The 16,240-nt window shown below is 45.8% G+C and carries 18 protein-coding genes; 5 read left to right on the forward strand and 13 right to left on the reverse strand.

What is annotated here, in order from left to right; all coding sequences use genetic code 11:
- Positions 1–141 precede the first annotated feature (141 nt).
- From MHN09_RS17940 to MHN09_RS17980, 9 genes are all read right to left on the reverse strand, one after another.
- Entirely contained in the window at positions 142–1,650 is a 1,509-nt protein-coding gene (locus tag MHN09_RS17940) for a diguanylate cyclase (protein WP_039226887.1), read from the reverse strand.
- 168 nt (positions 1,651–1,818) lie between these two features.
- On the reverse strand, positions 1,819–2,559 hold the full coding sequence (locus MHN09_RS17945; RefSeq protein ID WP_239241647.1) for an HAD-IA family hydrolase: 741 nt from the start codon (positions 2,557–2,559) through the stop codon (positions 1,819–1,821).
- A gap of 20 nt (positions 2,560–2,579) precedes the next feature.
- Entirely contained in the window at positions 2,580–3,500 is a 921-nt protein-coding gene (gene xerC, locus MHN09_RS17950; protein WP_014947848.1) for a tyrosine recombinase XerC, read from the reverse strand.
- Between the two features lie 5 nt (positions 3,501–3,505).
- A complete protein-coding gene (locus MHN09_RS17955) occupies positions 3,506–4,201 on the reverse strand; it encodes a DUF484 family protein (protein ID WP_239241648.1) in 696 nt (231 codons plus the stop codon).
- Entirely contained in the window at positions 4,198–5,028 is an 831-nt protein-coding gene (dapF, locus tag MHN09_RS17960; RefSeq protein ID WP_014947850.1) for a diaminopimelate epimerase, read from the reverse strand. The genes MHN09_RS17955 and dapF overlap by 4 nt, the downstream gene beginning before the upstream one ends.
- Before the next feature lie 35 nt (positions 5,029–5,063).
- Entirely contained in the window at positions 5,064–6,314 is a 1,251-nt protein-coding gene (lysA, locus tag MHN09_RS17965) for a diaminopimelate decarboxylase (RefSeq protein ID WP_075177630.1), read from the reverse strand.
- The gene (locus MHN09_RS17970) at positions 6,314–6,550 is read right to left on the reverse strand and encodes a lipoprotein (RefSeq protein WP_014975353.1); all 237 of its coding nucleotides are present in this window, start codon (positions 6,548–6,550) and stop codon (positions 6,314–6,316) included. Before MHN09_RS17970 ends, lysA begins: the two co-directional genes overlap by 1 nt.
- Positions 6,551–6,562: 12 nt before the next feature.
- The gene (locus tag MHN09_RS17975) at positions 6,563–7,630 is read right to left on the reverse strand and encodes an MJ1255/VC2487 family glycosyltransferase (RefSeq protein ID WP_239241649.1); all 1,068 of its coding nucleotides are present in this window, start codon (positions 7,628–7,630) and stop codon (positions 6,563–6,565) included.
- Between the two features lies 1 nt (position 7,631).
- Positions 7,632–8,150 (reverse strand): phosphatase PAP2 family protein, encoded by a 519-nt coding sequence (locus MHN09_RS17980; RefSeq protein ID WP_014947854.1) that lies wholly within the window; start codon positions 8,148–8,150, stop codon positions 7,632–7,634.
- Between the two features lie 352 nt (positions 8,151–8,502).
- On the opposite strand from MHN09_RS17980, the gene rraA reads away from it, so the two are divergent.
- Positions 8,503–8,988, forward strand: coding sequence for a ribonuclease E activity regulator RraA (rraA, locus tag MHN09_RS17985; RefSeq protein ID WP_014947855.1), 486 nt, complete (start codon positions 8,503–8,505; stop codon positions 8,986–8,988).
- Between the two features lie 117 nt (positions 8,989–9,105).
- On the opposite strand, the gene MHN09_RS17990 is transcribed toward rraA, so the two are convergent.
- The 3 genes from MHN09_RS17990 to mpl form a co-directional block, all read right to left on the reverse strand.
- Entirely contained in the window at positions 9,106–9,915 is an 810-nt protein-coding gene (locus tag MHN09_RS17990) for a S1/P1 nuclease (protein ID WP_239241650.1), read from the reverse strand.
- Positions 9,916–9,917: 2 nt separating this feature from the next.
- On the reverse strand, positions 9,918–10,550 hold the full coding sequence (locus tag MHN09_RS17995; protein WP_014975357.1) for a flavin prenyltransferase UbiX: 633 nt from the start codon (positions 10,548–10,550) through the stop codon (positions 9,918–9,920).
- 71 nt (positions 10,551–10,621) lie between these two features.
- Positions 10,622–11,980 (reverse strand): UDP-N-acetylmuramate:L-alanyl-gamma-D-glutamyl-meso-diaminopimelate ligase, encoded by a 1,359-nt coding sequence (gene mpl, locus MHN09_RS18000; protein WP_202285862.1) that lies wholly within the window; start codon positions 11,978–11,980, stop codon positions 10,622–10,624.
- Between the two features lie 311 nt (positions 11,981–12,291).
- On the opposite strand from mpl, the gene MHN09_RS18005 reads away from it, so the two are divergent.
- The 4 genes from MHN09_RS18005 (at position 12,292) to MHN09_RS18020 (ending at position 15,532) form a co-directional block, all read left to right on the forward strand.
- Positions 12,292–13,269: a class 1 fructose-bisphosphatase gene (locus tag MHN09_RS18005; RefSeq protein ID WP_014947860.1), complete on the forward strand. Its 978-nt coding sequence runs from the start codon at positions 12,292–12,294 to the stop codon at positions 13,267–13,269.
- A gap of 130 nt (positions 13,270–13,399) precedes the next feature.
- A complete protein-coding gene (ppa, locus tag MHN09_RS18010) occupies positions 13,400–13,930 on the forward strand; it encodes an inorganic diphosphatase (protein WP_014947861.1) in 531 nt (176 codons plus the stop codon).
- 141 nt (positions 13,931–14,071) lie between these two features.
- The gene (locus tag MHN09_RS18015) at positions 14,072–14,557 is read left to right on the forward strand and encodes a DUF3299 domain-containing protein (RefSeq protein WP_049587082.1); all 486 of its coding nucleotides are present in this window, start codon (positions 14,072–14,074) and stop codon (positions 14,555–14,557) included.
- Positions 14,558–14,584: 27 nt separating this feature from the next.
- Entirely contained in the window at positions 14,585–15,532 is a 948-nt protein-coding gene (locus MHN09_RS18020) for a dihydrodipicolinate synthase family protein (protein ID WP_239241651.1), read from the forward strand.
- On the opposite strand, the gene MHN09_RS18025 is transcribed toward MHN09_RS18020, so the two are convergent.
- Positions 15,529–16,227 carry a 2OG-Fe(II) oxygenase gene (locus MHN09_RS18025; protein WP_014975360.1) on the reverse strand — a complete coding sequence of 233 codons (699 nt, stop codon included), beginning with the start codon at positions 16,225–16,227 and terminating at the stop codon, positions 15,529–15,531. The genes MHN09_RS18020 and MHN09_RS18025 overlap by 4 nt on opposite strands.
- Positions 16,228–16,240: the final 13 nt, after the last annotated feature.

A 16,240-nucleotide genomic window follows, 5' to 3' on the forward strand; every position in this document is an offset into this window, starting at 1 on the left:
GCTGCACTCAAATGGTACAGCTCCATAGTTGACGCAGCCTGGGCCGGAGGCATATGAAATTAAATTCGTGGGGATCCCTCAGGGTCAGAGTACATTTTCGTCTTCAGGGGTTTTTGAGCGATTAAATGTACTCTGACCCCATTATTTGAGGGTTATTGTGTTGCCGCCTTTTTCTTTTGATGCGTAGAGTGCCCGATCGGCGCGCTGAATAAGTGTCTCGAGTGTATCGCTTTGCTGCATGAGAGTGACGCCGAAGCTCGATGATAATGACACTTCTGAAATAACGATTGCGTTTATACCTTCACGTACCTTTTCCACCAAATTAAGGGCGTTTTGCTCGCTGATATTAGGCAGAAGCAGTACAAATTCGTCGCCGCCAAAACGGGCGAAAACATCCGCTTTACGCACAATATCCTTCGTCACCTGACTTAAGCGGCGCAATGCGTTGTCGCCGTCTACATGGCCTAATTCGTCATTGATACGTTTAAACTTATCTAAATCAAACATAACGAAATAAAGCGAGCTTCCCGATTCACGGCTCTGAGCCATTTCAAGAGCGCTGCGCTGGGCCAAATACTCCCGCGTATAAGCTTGGGTTAAGGTATCCACAAAAACACGGTCTTTGAGCAGAGCATTGTCTGCTTGTAACTGAGGAATGGCTATACCAAATAAAGCGTTGGCTGCAATAACGTTGAGTGCAAACTGATACACTTTGACGTAATCCATTAAGGCGAATATATGCACCAGCAAAACAATGCATAAGCTGCTTATTGCAAGGCTTATAACATTGCGCTTTGTACTTTCAGTACACGCTATCCACATGTGGGTAATGGCGAGAAAAAAGATAGCAAATGCACTATCACGGGACTGGGTAAGTTTTGCCAGTAACATGACGAATAGTATGAGGGCCAAATTGATTGCCACTTTCTTAAAGTAGCTGTGTAAATCGGATGAAGCGCAGTTAGAAAATGCCAAGAGGTCTATTTTAGAAGCCGCACTTATTTTTACTAACAAGCCAGCAAAAAGAGGTGCAAGCACAACAACACCAGCCATATCCCCTATCCAAAAGGGCAGCATCGCATCTTTAATATCCGCCGCTGACATCTGATTAGTGAGAACAAGTGAACCAATGACAAGTTGCGTGGCAACTAACGACGAAATACAGCCGATAATTAAGAACGAGACGATTAATTGGGGTGTGGTGACGTCGGGTTTTCTCAATAGATGGCCGAGAACACTGGCTCCTGCATAGTAAGGAAGCATATGTGCAACGCCGAATAACACGCCGCCCCACATCATTTCTACGTTACTTAACGGCAGCGAGTAGTTATGACCATTCCAGACGGTAATCGCAATGGCGGCCACCATAATAGGAACTACCGCGCGCCAACCTAAAACTAAGAAGCATGCAAGGGTGTAGCCTGCCGCAGGAAACCAAACACTGGCGTGTTCAGTGTATTCAACAATGCGTCCAATTTGCCATATGGCAATCCAAGACAAGATAATAAATACATCTTGATACAAGCCAGACAGTGGCTTAAACGGCCAAAAAGAACGACCTGTCTCGGCATGTTCATGAACATTCGAGGTTGGCTTATCTACCTTGGACGCTTGTTGCGACCTTGACTTCGAGATAGCAGGTTTTTCCATGAGGACACAAAAACTACGACTTCAGTTTTCAGTGTATAACGAGTGAGCGTTAAAATCTATACGCCCTAAGTGCGGCTCTCTAGACCTTTAAGAATGCGGCTTACTCAAAGGTTAACATCCCGCAAAAGAATGAGTAGTAAAGGTCTGTATTTTCGAGATAAATAGCGCCTAGACAAATTGAATAAGCTCTTCTAATGAATCAAGCTGAACGTGTGGAAGTACTGAAACGGGTTCTAATTTCAACTGCATTGGACGATTACATGCAAACCATGCCGACTGATAGCCTGCATTAATGGCACCGAACACGTCTTTAATAATATTATCGCCCACATGTAAAATGTGCGACGGCGTTACCTTTACCAGTGAGGCCGCTTCATCAAACATGTTTTGAGCAGGCTTCATGGGCCGTTCCACACTGGCGTGTAAGATCGCCGTGAAATAACGGTCTAACCCTACTTTTTGCGCGTTTACATTGCCGTTAGTAATACCAACGAGCGGTAAGTGCTGGCTAAGTTTATCGAGGGTGTGGTGCACATTACTGGCTAACGCAAAATCGCTTCTTGCGTCATAAAAACAATTAAAGCAGCCGTCTACAGCAGCACGTAATGCAGTGTCTTCTGTAGGGACTATTGATAACTGGTTTGCTGGCGTGCCAGATAGTGCAGCGCTTAATACAACGCGACGAAGCTGCCCCATATCAGAAGCCAACCGCGCGTCTTTGGCGATAGCCGCACGTTTAAGCTGTAGCCAATCAAGTGATGTTAGCTTAGCTGCCTGTTGGTGATGTTCAGCAATATGCGCTTGAAGGGCTTGCTCTGCGCGTCGAATAATAGGTTCATTATTGTAAAGGGTGTCATCGAGGTCGAAGGTCATAGCCTCGACACTATTGATAGACCTGAAAAACTGCATTGGGAAACCTTCTAGTAGCGTTATTTCTTATGTGCGCGAGGGTGAGCCGCGTCATAAACCTTAGCGAGATGCTGAAAATCCAGATGGGTATAAACTTGTGTCGTTGACAAGTTAGCATGACCTAATAGCTCTTGCACCGCACGCAAATCTCCGCTGGATTCTAATACGTGGGTAGCAAAGGAATGGCGCAGTTTGTGAGGGCTTACTTTTTGTGACAGAGACTGTTCGCTTGCCATTTTATCGAGGCGATTAGCGACTTGTCGATTGGATATGCGGGTTTTGCGCTTACTCACAAAGACCGCACTTTCGTAAGGTGATGCGTAGGCAGGGCGTACCTTTAACCACGCGTTAAGCGCTTTTTGTGCGTGTCGGCCTAACGGAAGTATTCGCTGTTTACTTCCTTTACCCATGACCTTCACCGTACCGTCCTTTAGACAGTCGGCCAAATTAAGCCCAGTCAGTTCGCTCAAGCGCAGTCCACAGCCATAGAGTAGCTCAAACATAGCCACATCACGTAACTGCATACCCTCATCGTCGTCACTGCTTCGGGGGGAGGCATTAAGAAGCTGCTGCATTTCATCTACGCTTAGTTGCTTAGGCAATGGCTTCCCTTGTTTCGGAGCTTGAATACCTTCTACAGGGTTGCTGAATAGTTGCTGATGATCGATAAGATATTGGCAGAAGGTTCTAAGTGCCGATAGGCGCAATGCTATACTGCGTGGGCTGTGCCCTGACATCTTTGCATCAGCCATTACCCGCTTTATGTCGCTTGGCGTTAGTCCCGACCACTCGTAAAGCCCAAGTAGCTTTGCAACTTCTGTGAGTTGGCGCTGATAATTTTTGATAGTGTGAAGAGATAACCCGCGTTCTACCTGTAGATGTAGCAGAAACTTATCTAGCCATTGCTGGCAAGGCTCGCTTATCAATGCGTCCGTAGACACTACACCTAATATCCCATCATTTCAGGCAAGATGATATTAAGCACTTGCTGAAGCTGTTGAAGTAACAAGGTGTCCATATCTGGAGTGAAGTGGCTGGCGTCACTGCTGCTAATACCTAAAATACCGAGTTCACGGTTGTCACCAAGCAGCATTAGCGCTACAGACTCCGCAGGGCTTTCTCCGAAAAGAAGCTGGCGTTCGTGCTGAGATAATCGACCAAAGAAAAAGTTGGTACTTTTAAAGCGTTTTTCAGTAAATAAACGTTGCTGTAGTTCGGGGATCGCGTGCGGACCTTTAAAGCTTTTAATGACCGCCGATGACAATTGTAAACGCTCTTGAAGCACATCTTCCAAAGTAAACTGAACTTCGGCAACACTTTCACAGCGCAGAAGCTGCACGTTTAAATCGGTGTAAACGCGATATATTTTTTCGTTTTGTTTAGCGATGCTCACCAGCTGATTGAGTTTAAAATTAAGCTGCCTAACTTTCTTTCGAAGCTGATCGCTTTGAATTTCTACTAGTGAAACACTGCCTTTCTGCTCGTGGGGAAGCTTAATTTTTTCAAGAAGGTCGGGGTGCTCGGCAAAGAACTCAGGGTTTTGTAACAAGAACGCGCGCACATCGGCACTCGACAATTCCGTTGTGTCGTTAAATGGCTCAATCAATTGCGTAGCGTTAGACTGCCCTGATAATTCGCTCATAGATTTATATGTCCGTCGTACACGTGCTCAGCAGGCCCTGTCATTTTTAACACGTTATCTGGGCCAGGCCAGCGTATACGTAAACTGCCTCCGGGTAAGTCTACCCGCACATCTTTTCCTAATTTACCCTGAATCTGGCCAATTGCAACCGCTGCACAAGCGCCGCTACCACAGGCCAAGGTCTCACCTGAACCTCGTTCAAATACGCGAAGTTTAATATGTGACTCATTGATTATTTGCATAAAGCCAACGTTTACGCCTTCAGGGAAGCGTTCGTGCTTTTCAACAAGCGGACCAATCTCGGCCACATTAGCAGTATCAACGTCGTCGACTTCCATCACGCAATGTGGGTTACCCATCGATGCCGAACCAATGAATAGCGTGCTCTCGCCGACTCGCAATATGTAGGTGTTTTCTTGCTTATTGGCTTTAAGTGGAATATTCGCAGGTTCGAATTCAGGTTTACCCATGTTCACAGTAACCTGACCATCTTTCTCAAGATACAGCACCATTTTTCCAGCTTTGGTGCTTACGACAATTTTGTTGCGATTAATGAGACCTTTTTGCTTAACAAAACGTGCGAAGCAGCGCGCGCCATTGCCACACTGTTCTACTTCCGAACCATCCGCGTTGAAGATACGATAGTGGAAGTCTTGTTCAGGATCGTAAGGCGGTTCCACCATCAACAGCTGGTCGAAGCCAATGCCGAAGTTTCGGTTAGCCAGTTGCTGAATTTTTTCTTTAGAGAAAAAGACGTTCTGAGTAACGTTATCAATAACCATGAAATCGTTACCCAAACCGTGCATTTTAGAAAATTGAACCTGCATTAAACGCGCATCTATCTTGTTAGTTTGTCTCTAGTTTACGGAAGTTTGTACTCACCTTGCCAGAGATCTTTTTGTTTTTCTCTTTCGCGAACCACAATTGCTTTGTCACCGTCTACCATAATCTCGGCTGGACGACAGCGACTGTTGTAGTTTGACGCCATAACAAAACCATAGGCACCGGCGCTGCGAACTGCAAGTAAGTCTGTTGGTTCAATAGCTAATTCACGATCTTTTCCTATAAAGTCACCAGTTTCACACACTGGGCCTACTACATCGTAAATACGTGGTGTTGCCGTAGTTTCTTCTTTTACAGGAATAATTTTTTGCCAAGCTGAGTAAAGTGCAGGGCGTAACAAGTCGTTCATTGCAGCGTCGACAATGGCGAAGCTTTTTTCTTCACCTTCTTTAATGAATTCAACTTCGGTAACTAAAATACCGGCGTTTGCTGCAATAGCGCGGCCTGGCTCAAGAATAAGCTTTAGGTTTTCACGGCCTACCATTTTTTCAGCCATGGCTTGTGCATAGGCTTTAGGATGAGGTGGTTGCTCGTTGTTATAAGTAACGCCAAGACCACCGCCCACATCTAAATGTTCAATGATAATGTTACGTTCAGCTAATTCATCAATAAGCAGAAGCAAGCGTTCTAAGGCGTCTACAAATGGGCCGATTTCTGTGAGCTGTGAGCCGATATGGCAGTCCATACCAACAACATTTAAATGAGGTAGCGATGCGGCCAATTCATAGGTAGCAAGCGCTCGCTCACGGGCAATACCGAATTTATTTGCCTTCAAACCTGTAGAAATATAAGGGTGAGTTTTGGCATCCACATCCGGGTTTATGCGCAGTGAAATAGGGGCTTTCACGCCCATTTCGCCCGCAACCTGGTTAATTCGATGAAGCTCTGGCTCTGATTCTACGTTGAAACACATGATGCCTTGTTGTAGCGCATAGCGAATTTCATCATGCTTTTTACCAACGCCTGAAAATACTACCTTACTTGCATCGCCGCCGGCCTCGATTACGCGAGCGAGTTCACCTGCTGAAACGATATCAAAGCCTGAACCTAATTTGGCTAGAACGCTTAATACACCGATGTTCGAATTCGCTTTTACCGCGTAACACACAAGGTGAGGATGCTCACCAATGGCATCATTAAATGCGTGCCAGTGACGTTCTAACGTTGCACGTGAATAGATGTAAACCGGCGTTCCATGCTGGGCTGCAATATCAGAAACAGCCACTTGTTCAGCATGAAGCTGACCTTGGCTGTAGGCGAAATAATCCACTAGTTCAGCTCTCCAGAAGTAGTTGCGGGTGAAGTGTTATTGGTGTCAGAGTCGGCGCCGGTTTCTGCATTTTCAGAAGACGCTGGTTCAGCAGACGTGTTTTGTGCAGGCGCCTCAGGAATGTAGAGCGCCCCTTTGTAACCACAGCCACATAATGCTGTGAGTGTTAGCAAGAAAACAACTGACTTTTTAAGCACGAAAAATCCCGCGAAGAATACGACAAATGCCGCTATCATCGCATTGCGGCGTTAAATTGCAAGAGCCAATAATCGTTCTTGTGTTTTATCGCCATATCGAACGTTTTTCCAAAGCGCATCGCACAGGCTTTGCGTATCAGAAAAGTCTTTGTTTTTAAGCCAATCGATAAGAATGTTGGGGTTGTCTGGAAAGGCAATTGCTTCGTTGTCGGGAGCTTCTAGCCACTCTTCAACAATGTCGGTATCAAGTTGAAACAGGGTGTGGCATAAATCCAATTTATTTAATGTAAGCACATTCGATAGTTGCTCAAACTGGCCGTGTAAAGGTTTTATAAGCAGCTTCTTGCCCAGTTGAAGTGCCTCACTCGATAGCTCAAACCCCCCATTGGCGATTACGCCACTGGCGTGCTGTAGGGCTTTTTGAAAGTGCTTCTTAGATGTAGGGTGCCAATGAATATGTCCCACTTCTTTCGCTTCATCGATGTTCGGGTGAAAGCATTCGAAAACCTGATCGCTTAGCGGTTCCAACATTTGTTGAACATCTTCAATATCTTCAAAAGGTAAGTAAACCAGAACGTGACCATTTCCCGAAGACACAATCGGCTTTTCTGCAACGAATGGCGGAATAATCGGTTGATTGAAGTGATACCAGTGCACACCTAGTAGAATCTCTGTTGGCGCAAACACTTTCATTAGCAAGGAATCGAAAATCGTGTTGCCACTTTTAGGGACGTCGTAGGCAAATGCAGCCTGATGGCTAATCGAAATAGATGGTAGACCTTGTTGTTTAGCTGCCCACGCCGTGACGGGCTCAAAGTCATTGACCAGCAAATCGTAGTTGCTGGTATCAAAGGCTTTCACGTCTTTAATAAACTGGCTTACATTTGCATCTTTAACGGTCGCCCATTTATCAACCCGGCCTCCTTTGGTGATAAAGCTCAGGCCAGTAAAGGTTCGGTATTCTCCGAATATTTCCATGTCGAAATACTTCTCAGGGGGACGACCGGTAAATACAAAGTCAACGTTAATGTCATCGCGCTGTGCCAGAGCTGCAGCCATTATTCGTGCACGGGCGATGTGTCCGTTACCAGTGCCTTGCACACCATACAATAATCTCATGCTACCCCAGAATAGAAATGCTCAACGTTGCTATTGTAACGCCTAAAAGTGTCCCTGCGATCACGTCTGACGGGTAATGAACACCCAGTAACACACGTGAAAGACCAATTAACGCGGCCCAGCTGTAAGCCAATACCGCAAACGACGGATAATAATGAGCCACTATGCTCGCCATCAATGTGGCTGCTGCCGTGTGGCCTGAAGGAAGAGAGAATTTATCAGAAGGCGTGACATGTGCTGTTAAATTCATTAGAAAATCGCAAGGGCGAGGGCGCTTGAACATTTTCTTAAGCAGCACATAAATGGGTAATTCCAGCGCATAAGCCATCAGCGCTGTGTAGAGGAAAAGCTCACCGTGTTCAGGCTCAAATGCCCAAAGCAGCGCACCGATAACAAGGTACAGGTAACCATCGCCGGTTTTCGACAGCCAGATAATACTTCTGCAGTCTCTTTTTTGCGTCAGTTTGTACAGGCGATAAAACAAGTCAGTATCGTATTTGGTCAAGGATTTAATCAACATCGCCTTGTCCCCTATCGGTTAATTACTGCACAGGCTAAAGTTCATCTGTGACCAGTGGGTGACGAAAAAAAGAAACTTTTTTGACAGCGAGCCTCGCTTTTACTTTTTCTTTTGTCCTGGCGAACAGATATTGGGAATGGCTGTAAAAGACAAAAAGCTAAGCAAAATATGTGCTCATTTTGGGGAGGGGAGAGCAAGTATTGATGAGTTTTAAAAAAAGTAGAAAATTCGACGAAAGGCGTTAAATCAAACGTTTGCATTGCCACATTTAATGCTATGCTAGTTTTAGAAGCGTAAGCAGCGCTTTGTTTTCACTTAATTTTAGTCTTCTCAATTTTAGTAAGGCAGAACGATGGAATACAACACATCTGAATTATGCGATTTGTTTGCTGATAGCGTAGACGTGGTAGATCCAATTTTCGCGAGCTTTGGTGGCCGGTATTCTTTCGGTGGTGAAATTACCACAATTAAATGCTTTGAAGACAGAGGCCTTATCGACCGAGTACTTGCTCAGCCCGGCGCTGGAAAAGTACTGCTTATTGATGGCGGTGGTTCTAGCCGTCGTGCACTGTTCGATGCATCCTCTGCTCAAGTTGCAATCGACAACGATTGGGAAGGGGTTGTGATATACGGCAGCGTGCGAGAAGTAGATAGCCTTGCCGAATTAGATATCGGTGTTTTGGCGGTAGCCGCCATTCCAGTAAATGCTGAGTGTGAAAGTATTGGTGAGGTAGACGTGCCCGTTAACTTTGGTGGCGTTACGTTTTTACCAGAAGATCATTTGTATGCTGATAGCACGGGCGTTATTCTCTCTCCTGAGCCGTTAGATTTAGACTAAACCTTTTGGGTTAGCCAAACGCTACTGGTAGCGAAATAAATGATTAATTAAAAAGAAAACGGAGGCCAAAAGCCTCCATTTTTTATCTTTTACTGCGCCAGCCAGGTTGAAGCGAGACTATTTATTCGCTTCTTCGAACACGCTGTTCAAATACATGGCAATGCGAATTCCCGCCATCTGCAAACGCTTTTTAGCAGTAGGCAGGTGGTTGTATAAGTAGTCATAGCTCATATTGTTTGCGTCATCAGGATAAATGGTATCGCGAATAGCGGTGCTTTCTTCAATCCACACCATAGGGTCGGTGGTGGCCCAACTGCGAATATCCTTAGCCGTAATAGCTTTTGTTAACCAAGACGTCCACTCCGAATAAGACAGGTCGCGCTGATCTAGCATTTGCGAGTCCCACACGCGATGTAAGTTAGAGTCTTGCCAGAAGAAGCGCACTTTTACATCGTTACCGCCACGATCAGTTCCGTTTCCGGCATGAAGCGGCTGATGAAGGTCGCCAATAATATGCACAATGAACTGAAGGGCCAGACGCTTTTCTTCAATGGTGGCGGTGTCGCTTTTTAACGTTTCAGTAAACTGCTTTAACGCGGTAACCGCATCACCTTGCTTTGGTGCGCCAACTTCTTCGTAGGTCTTTCCTTCAGGTACAGATACATAGTGCCAAGGGCTAGCGGTTTTCTGCCAAAATTCGCTGGGGTCAGAACGCATTTCGTCAGCGTGAGTTGAGGCTTCAGCCAACGAACCGTGTGGTAATAACTCCATTAGTGCAGCTTGTGAAAGAGGGCTAAGATATTGCTCGGCAATAGCGCCAGTCACTCGGTGACCGGTTTGCCCCCATCCGAAAGCGGGTGATGAAATACACAATGTAAATAGCGTGCTCAGCGCAACTGCGCAAATCCTGTTTGCAAACGCGAACATGGTTAATCCTCAGAATGTTTGGAAGACTGGTAGCCCCATCTTGCGACAAGAGACTGCTCAATACCTAGGTGGTCTAGTATGCGCGCCACCACAAAATCTACCAAGTCATCGATAGTTTTAGGATTGTGATAAAAGCCAGGCGCTGCAGGCATAATAGTAGCACCCATTTGCGAAAGCTTGAGCATATTTTCTAGATGAATAGAAGAAAGTGGCATTTCACGAGGCACCAAAATAAGTTGTCCACGCTCTTTTAGAACGACATCAGCTGCGCGCTCAATAAGGTTGTCGCTAGCGCCAATGCTAATGGCCGAAAGCGTACCTGTAGAACACGGGCAAACCACCATTTTTGCGGGGGCCGCTGAGCCTGAAGCTACCGGTGAAAACCACTCTTCTTTTCCAAATACCTTGATTTGGTCAGGTTTTGCATTGCAATGCTCGGTAAAGAACGCAGCTGCATCTTCGGGACGCCCGGGTATCTTGACGTTCTCTTCGGTGGCAAACACCACTTTGGCAGCGGAAGAGATTAATACATACACTTGGTAATCGGCGTTAACTAGCGATTTCAATAGTGTAAGCGCATAAGGCGCGCCAGATGCGCCTGTGATAGCAAGCGTGACTTGCTTGTCATGTTTCATTGTATAGCCTCTGTAGATGACAAGCATAATGCGCTTGTCTATCGGGTAACACTTCGTTTTATTCTGTCTATTTACAATTTGGACTTCATTTTTAGGGCGTCGAGTATTCGGCCATGAATGCCTTCAAAACCGCCGTTACTCATTACAAGAATATGATCGCCCGGTTGTGCTACGTTGCAAACGCCTTGAACGATCTTCTCTACATCTCTGAAGCAGTGCGTAGGCGCGTTGCTGTGCGCTACCGAATCGACTAACGACCAGTCCATGCCTTCAGGTTCATAAAGGTAAACCTCATCGGCTTTCTGCCATGAGTTTGCCAGCGTATCTTTGTGCACACCCATTTTCATCGTGTTAGAGCGCGGCTCTAGCACAGCCAAAATACGGGCATTACCCACTTTCTTGCGCAGTCCATCAAGTGTAGTCGCAATTGCAGTAGGGTGGTGTGCAAAGTCGTCATAAAGGGTGATGTTGTTTACTTCACCCTTTACTTCCATGCGACGCTTAACATTCTTAAAAAATGATAAGGCGTCTATGGCATCAGGTAAGGTAACACCTGCATGGTGGGCGGCAGCTATGGCCATTAAAGCATTGTCCACATTGTGTTGACCAACCAAAGCCCAGGTTACCGTTCCAGCTATAACGCCGTTATGTAATACATTGAATTCACTGCCGTCTTTCTTTAACAGTTCCGCATGCCACTCTTTGCCCAACGATTGGCGAGAAGACCAGCAACCTTTCTTGAGCATATCCTCAATTGTGGGCGTATTGTTAGGTGTAAGAATAAGCCCGTTTTCTGGCACCATGCGAACCAAATGGTGGAACTGGGTTTGAATAGCCCCAAGGTCAGCAAAAATATCTGCATGGTCAAACTCAAGGTTGTTAATTACCAAGGTTTTTGGACGATAGTGTACGAACTTAGAACGCTTATCGAAAAATGCGCTGTCGTATTCGTCAGCTTCAATGACAAAAAAGGGGCTTTCACCCACGCGAGCCGATACGCCAAAGTTCTCTGGAACGCCGCCAATTAAATAACCAGGGTTAAGACCAGCGTGTTCTAAAATCCACGCGACCATACTGCTGGTGGTTGTTTTACCGTGGGTACCTGATAACCCAATTACCCAACGATCTTTTAGTAAGTTATCAAGCAACCATTGTGGGCCACTGGTATAAGGAAGATTTCTATTTAACACGTATTCGACGGCGGGGTTACCGCGCGACATCGCGTTACCAATCACTACCATATCTGGCGCTGGATCAAACTGGCTTTCGCAATAACCTTCGGTCAACTCAATGCCTAATGCTTCAAGCTGGGTGCTCATGGGCGGATAAACGTTTTTATCAGACCCTGTTACTTTGTGGCCGAGTGATTTAGCAATAGCGGCGATGCCGCCCATAAAACTTCCACAAATGCCTAAAATATGTACATGCATAGCGCATTCTCAATGAATTATCATGTTATTGGGGTACTGTATCAGAACCCCGTGGCCTATAGATAATTCAATTTAAATCATTCAATAAATGCCTTAAGCCGTTGTAATACGCTAAACACCTAAGAATCTATGATGTGCAAACTGGTATGGTGTGTGTATGACATTTTACGGGCGTGTTCCACTTACCCAAGAACACGGTTACAATCTAACCACAGGTTTAAAACCTGTGTGTGCTTCAGACAAACGCCGGTAAGGAAAGCTGAGCGACTGGTAGCACAACACCCTACACACGAAAAAAAGGCTTACATTCAATGAAACGTTTAAATTCCCAATTGCAACAAGACGGTGCACCGCTTGAGTTAATTTTACTCATTCGTACACTGCTAGCGGGCTGTAAAGAAATTTCTTTCCGCGTGAGTCAAGGCGCACTTGCTGGCGTGCTCGGTTCAACCCTTTCAGAAAACGTACAGGGCGAAACACAGAAAAAGCTCGACGTTATCTCTAACCACATTTTAAAAGACACGCTAAGGGAATCTGGCTACGTAAAAGCCATTTCTTCTGAAGAAGAAGATGACGTTGTGCCGTGTAATCCAGACGGTAATTACTTAGTAAGCTTCGACCCGCTAGATGGGTCGTCAAACACTGAAATTAACAGCCTAATCGGTACTATTTTCTCTATTACCCATGCGCCTCAGTGGATGAAACCAGATGATCCGTCTGCTTTCTTACAGCCTGGAACGCAGATGGTAGCTGCAGGCTATGTGCTGTATGGCCCGTCTACTATGCTGGCGTTGACGACGGGTCGCGGCACGCACATTTATACGCTTGATAAAACCCACGGTGGTTTCCTGCTTACTCACCCTAATATTCAAGTACCTGAGCAAACGTCAGAGTTTTCGATTAATGCGTCGAACCAGCGTCATTGGGAACCTGCAATGCAGGCATACATTGCCGACCTTCTAGCAGGTAAAGATGGCCCTAGAGGCAAAAACTTTAATATGCGCTGGGTAGCGGCAATGGTGGGTGATATTCATCGTTTGCTTTGTCGCGGTGGCATCTTTATGTATCCATTCGATAACAGGGACCCGTCTAAGCCAGGTAAATTACGCTTGCTTTACGAAGCTAACCCGATGGCATTCTTAATGGAGCAAGCAGGTGGAAAAGCAGAAACAGGCACTGGCCGAATTCTGGAAGTTATGCCTGAAGAAATTCATCAACGTGTACCGTGCATTATCGGCTCTAAAGAAGAAGTTGAGATGTGCTTGAGCTACAACGACAACGCGAAATAGCGAAAAAGCAGCAAAATTTAACGAAAAATAAAGAGATTAGTACGACATGGGTCGTAAAGCGTTTTTATTTTGCTGCTGTCACCGTATACTTAACCCAAAATTTCTTATACATCATTGAAAGGACCAAAGAATGAGCTTGAGTGCTATTTCTGCTGGTAAAAACGTACCAGACGAAGTAAATGTGATCATCGAAATTCCAGCACACGCTGACCCGGTGAAGTACGAAGTAGACAAAGACACAGGTGCACTATTTGTTGACCGTTTCATGGCAACTTGCATGCACTACCCAACAAACTACGGTTACGTGAACAACACGTTGTCTGAAGATGGCGACCCAGTTGACGTTCTAGTAATGACTCCGTTCCCACTACTTGCAGGTTCTGTCATTAAGTGTCGTCCAGTTGGCGTACTAAACATGACTGACGAGTCTGGTAAAGACGCAAAAGTACTAGCGGTACCAGTGGACAAGCTTTCTACTATCTATCGTGACGTTAAAGAAATTGCAGACGTACCTCCGCTTCTTCTTAAGCAAATTGAGCACTTCTTCGAGCACTATAAAGATCTTGAAGAAGGCAAATGGGTGAAGATTGACGGTTGGGCAGACGCTGCCGCTGCAAAAGAAGAAATTACCGCAAGCATCGCGCGTTTCGAAGCAGAATAATTCACGCTGCTTTAAATTGATGATACAAAGGGCTGGTGTAATACCAGCCCTTTTTGTATGTGGCTAAAAAGTGAAGATTGAAAACGACAAGCAAAAGCCGATACAAAAAGGCGAACAAAATACTCAACGATAGAGAGCAGTATGATCCACCATAAATTATCCATGACTTCATTGTTTGCTGTAATAATGATGGTTGTAACTTTCAACGCACTGGCAGATGAAACTCCTACTGAAGTATATTGGGAAGACCTAGTGCCTGAGGGCTTTAATGAGCTCGCGCCACCTTCAGTTCAACACAATGGCGAGATGAGTCAGCTTCAGCCAGACGCACCCGTTGTCGATACCTTTGATGGTAAACGGGTGAAAATCCCGGGTTTTGTTGTGCCGCTAGAAGGTACGGCAGAGCTAACCACTGAGTTCTTACTTGTTCCATATTTCGGAGCCTGTATTCACGTACCACCGCCGCCGTCTAATCAAATTGTTTACGTAAAATTTGAAGAAGGTGTGCGCATAGATAATATTTACGATGCAATTTGGGTAACCGGCGAACTGTCGACTGACGGTTGGAAAGGCGACATTGCGTCTGTAGGTTACCGTTTGAAAGGCGAAGCCGTAGAAGGGTTTTAAGCATAAAACGTTTAAAAAGGATATCAGGTGTTTACAGGATTATCAGCGTTTCCCATTACTCCATTCAAACAAGAAGCTATTGATTACAAAGCATTTAAAGGGCTTGTTGAGAATTTGGCTTCGGCGAATGTAGATTCAATTTGCGCGATAGGCTCTACTGGGCTGTATCCTTATCTAACGCGAGGGGAAAAGTACGACGTAGCCAAGCTCGCCGTTGACCATGCAAATGGCATTCCTGTTATGGCAGGCGTTGGGGCGCTTCGTACCTATGACGTGCTAAAAAACGTTGAAGCTGTGCAGCAAGCAGGTGTTAATGCTGTGCTGTTAGCACCCGTTTCCTATCAAGTGCTTAACGAAGAAGAAGTGTTTGGCCTCTATGAGGCAGTGAGTCACGAGGTATATGTGCCTATCTGCGTTTACGAAAATCCTCGTGTGACTAATTTTACCTTCAGCGATGATTTATACCGCCGTATTGGAAAATTACCGAATATCGGAGCGATTAAAATACCCGGAACTCCATTTGCCAAAAGCGCAATGGATAATAGTTCTAACAAGGATATCTCCCCCTCTGGAGCAAGCAATAGCGAAGGCGCTCGCCGATTAGCATCATTACGAGAGATAGTGCCTGCACACATTGCTATAGGCGTGAGTGGTGATAGTTTTGGCGCAGCAGGAATGAGTGAAGGTTGTGACCTTTGGCTTTCCGTTATAGGGGGAATATTCCCGCGAACCGTAATGCGTATTATCGACGCCGCTCAGTCTGGTAATGCTGTTGATGCACAGGCTCAGTCACAAGCGTTAAGCGGAATATGGAGCATGTTTGCGCGCAATGGCGGCGGCTTGCGTGTGGTTGCAGCCGCGGCAGAAATTTTGGGCTATTGTGAAACGCCTAGCTTACCTGCACCCTTCTTACCTATCGACAAAAATGAGTACAGCGAGCTAGAGCACATCATCACGAAGTTATCGTTAAGCTAGCCCTGCGTATAAATCTGTTCAGCGCGGTTAAACAGAAGCCAAGACGTTAAAATGTACTTGTCGTTACTTTTTGGAATTTGGCCGCGATGCGTGTGAGTAAAATAGGCAGGCGCAATCACCATTCTGCCTGCTTTAGGCTTAACCGCACGGTTTTGATAATAAAACTCCGTCTCGCCGCCTTCTTCCACATCGTTTAAGTAGTACATAAACAGCAATACGCGGTGCAGTGCGTCGTTATGTTGAAGCTGTGGATAGACCTCTGAATGCCAGTACGGGTAGCCACCATTGCCCGCGGTGTAGCGCTGTGCATTTACATCGCCGACCCGAAACAGGTAATTCACCAAATTCGCCAAATTGGGTTTGCCCACTTCATCAAAATTTTCACCTGTTACTTTTACCGGTTCACCAGTTTTGGGATGGCGTACGGTCAAGCCAATAGGCCCAACAAGCGCAAAGTAGTACTTTTCAATGTAGGAGACCAGCTGCTGCCCGGTGTGCTGCATCACTTGTTGAAATAAGTCTTTAAATTCCGGGTTGCGACTTATCGATACATCCATGCTGCGCTTTTTATCTAAGTCGACGCCACCACCGGTGCGGCCTTGAGACAAATTAGGGCTGCTTTCAAAGCGTTCCATGAGTTGTTTGCACAGCTCTGGTGGTAACACATCATCAATAACTTCAATTAAATCGCTCATGGAGACCTCGTAC

The sequence above is a fragment of the Alteromonas sp. MmMcT2-5 genome, from assembly GCF_022348315.1.
Classification (GTDB): domain Bacteria; phylum Pseudomonadota; class Gammaproteobacteria; order Enterobacterales; family Alteromonadaceae; genus Alteromonas; species Alteromonas macleodii.

What these genes read in the sequence shown, in the direction of transcription:
- MHN09_RS17940 (WP_039226887.1), bottom strand. Translation starts at nt 1,650, where the DNA reads ATGGAAAAACCTGCTATCTCGAAGTCAAGGTCGCAACAAGCGTCCAAG.
- MHN09_RS17945 (WP_239241647.1), bottom strand. Translation starts at nt 2,559, where the DNA reads ATGCAGTTTTTCAGGTCTATCAATAGTGTCGAGGCTATGACCTTCGAC.
- MHN09_RS17955 (WP_239241648.1), bottom strand. Translation starts at nt 4,201, where the DNA reads ATGAGCGAATTATCAGGGCAGTCTAACGCTACGCAATTGATTGAGCCA.
- dapF (WP_014947850.1), bottom strand. Translation starts at nt 5,028, where the DNA reads ATGCAGGTTCAATTTTCTAAAATGCACGGTTTGGGTAACGATTTCATG.
- MHN09_RS17970 (WP_014975353.1), bottom strand. Translation starts at nt 6,550, where the DNA reads ATGATAGCGGCATTTGTCGTATTCTTCGCGGGATTTTTCGTGCTTAAA.
- MHN09_RS17975 (WP_239241649.1), bottom strand. Translation starts at nt 7,630, where the DNA reads ATGAGATTATTGTATGGTGTGCAAGGCACTGGTAACGGACACATCGCC.
- MHN09_RS17980 (WP_014947854.1), bottom strand. Translation starts at nt 8,150, where the DNA reads ATGTTGATTAAATCCTTGACCAAATACGATACTGACTTGTTTTATCGC.
- rraA (WP_014947855.1), top strand. Translation starts at nt 8,503, where the DNA reads ATGGAATACAACACATCTGAATTATGCGATTTGTTTGCTGATAGCGTA.
- MHN09_RS17990 (WP_239241650.1), bottom strand. Translation starts at nt 9,915, where the DNA reads ATGTTCGCGTTTGCAAACAGGATTTGCGCAGTTGCGCTGAGCACGCTA.
- MHN09_RS17995 (WP_014975357.1), bottom strand. Translation starts at nt 10,550, where the DNA reads ATGAAACATGACAAGCAAGTCACGCTTGCTATCACAGGCGCATCTGGC.
- mpl (WP_202285862.1), bottom strand. Translation starts at nt 11,980, where the DNA reads ATGCATGTACATATTTTAGGCATTTGTGGAAGTTTTATGGGCGGCATC.
- MHN09_RS18005 (WP_014947860.1), top strand. Translation starts at nt 12,292, where the DNA reads ATGAAACGTTTAAATTCCCAATTGCAACAAGACGGTGCACCGCTTGAG.
- ppa (WP_014947861.1), top strand. Translation starts at nt 13,400, where the DNA reads ATGAGCTTGAGTGCTATTTCTGCTGGTAAAAACGTACCAGACGAAGTA.
- MHN09_RS18015 (WP_049587082.1), top strand. Translation starts at nt 14,072, where the DNA reads ATGATCCACCATAAATTATCCATGACTTCATTGTTTGCTGTAATAATG.
- MHN09_RS18025 (WP_014975360.1), bottom strand. Translation starts at nt 16,227, where the DNA reads ATGAGCGATTTAATTGAAGTTATTGATGATGTGTTACCACCAGAGCTG.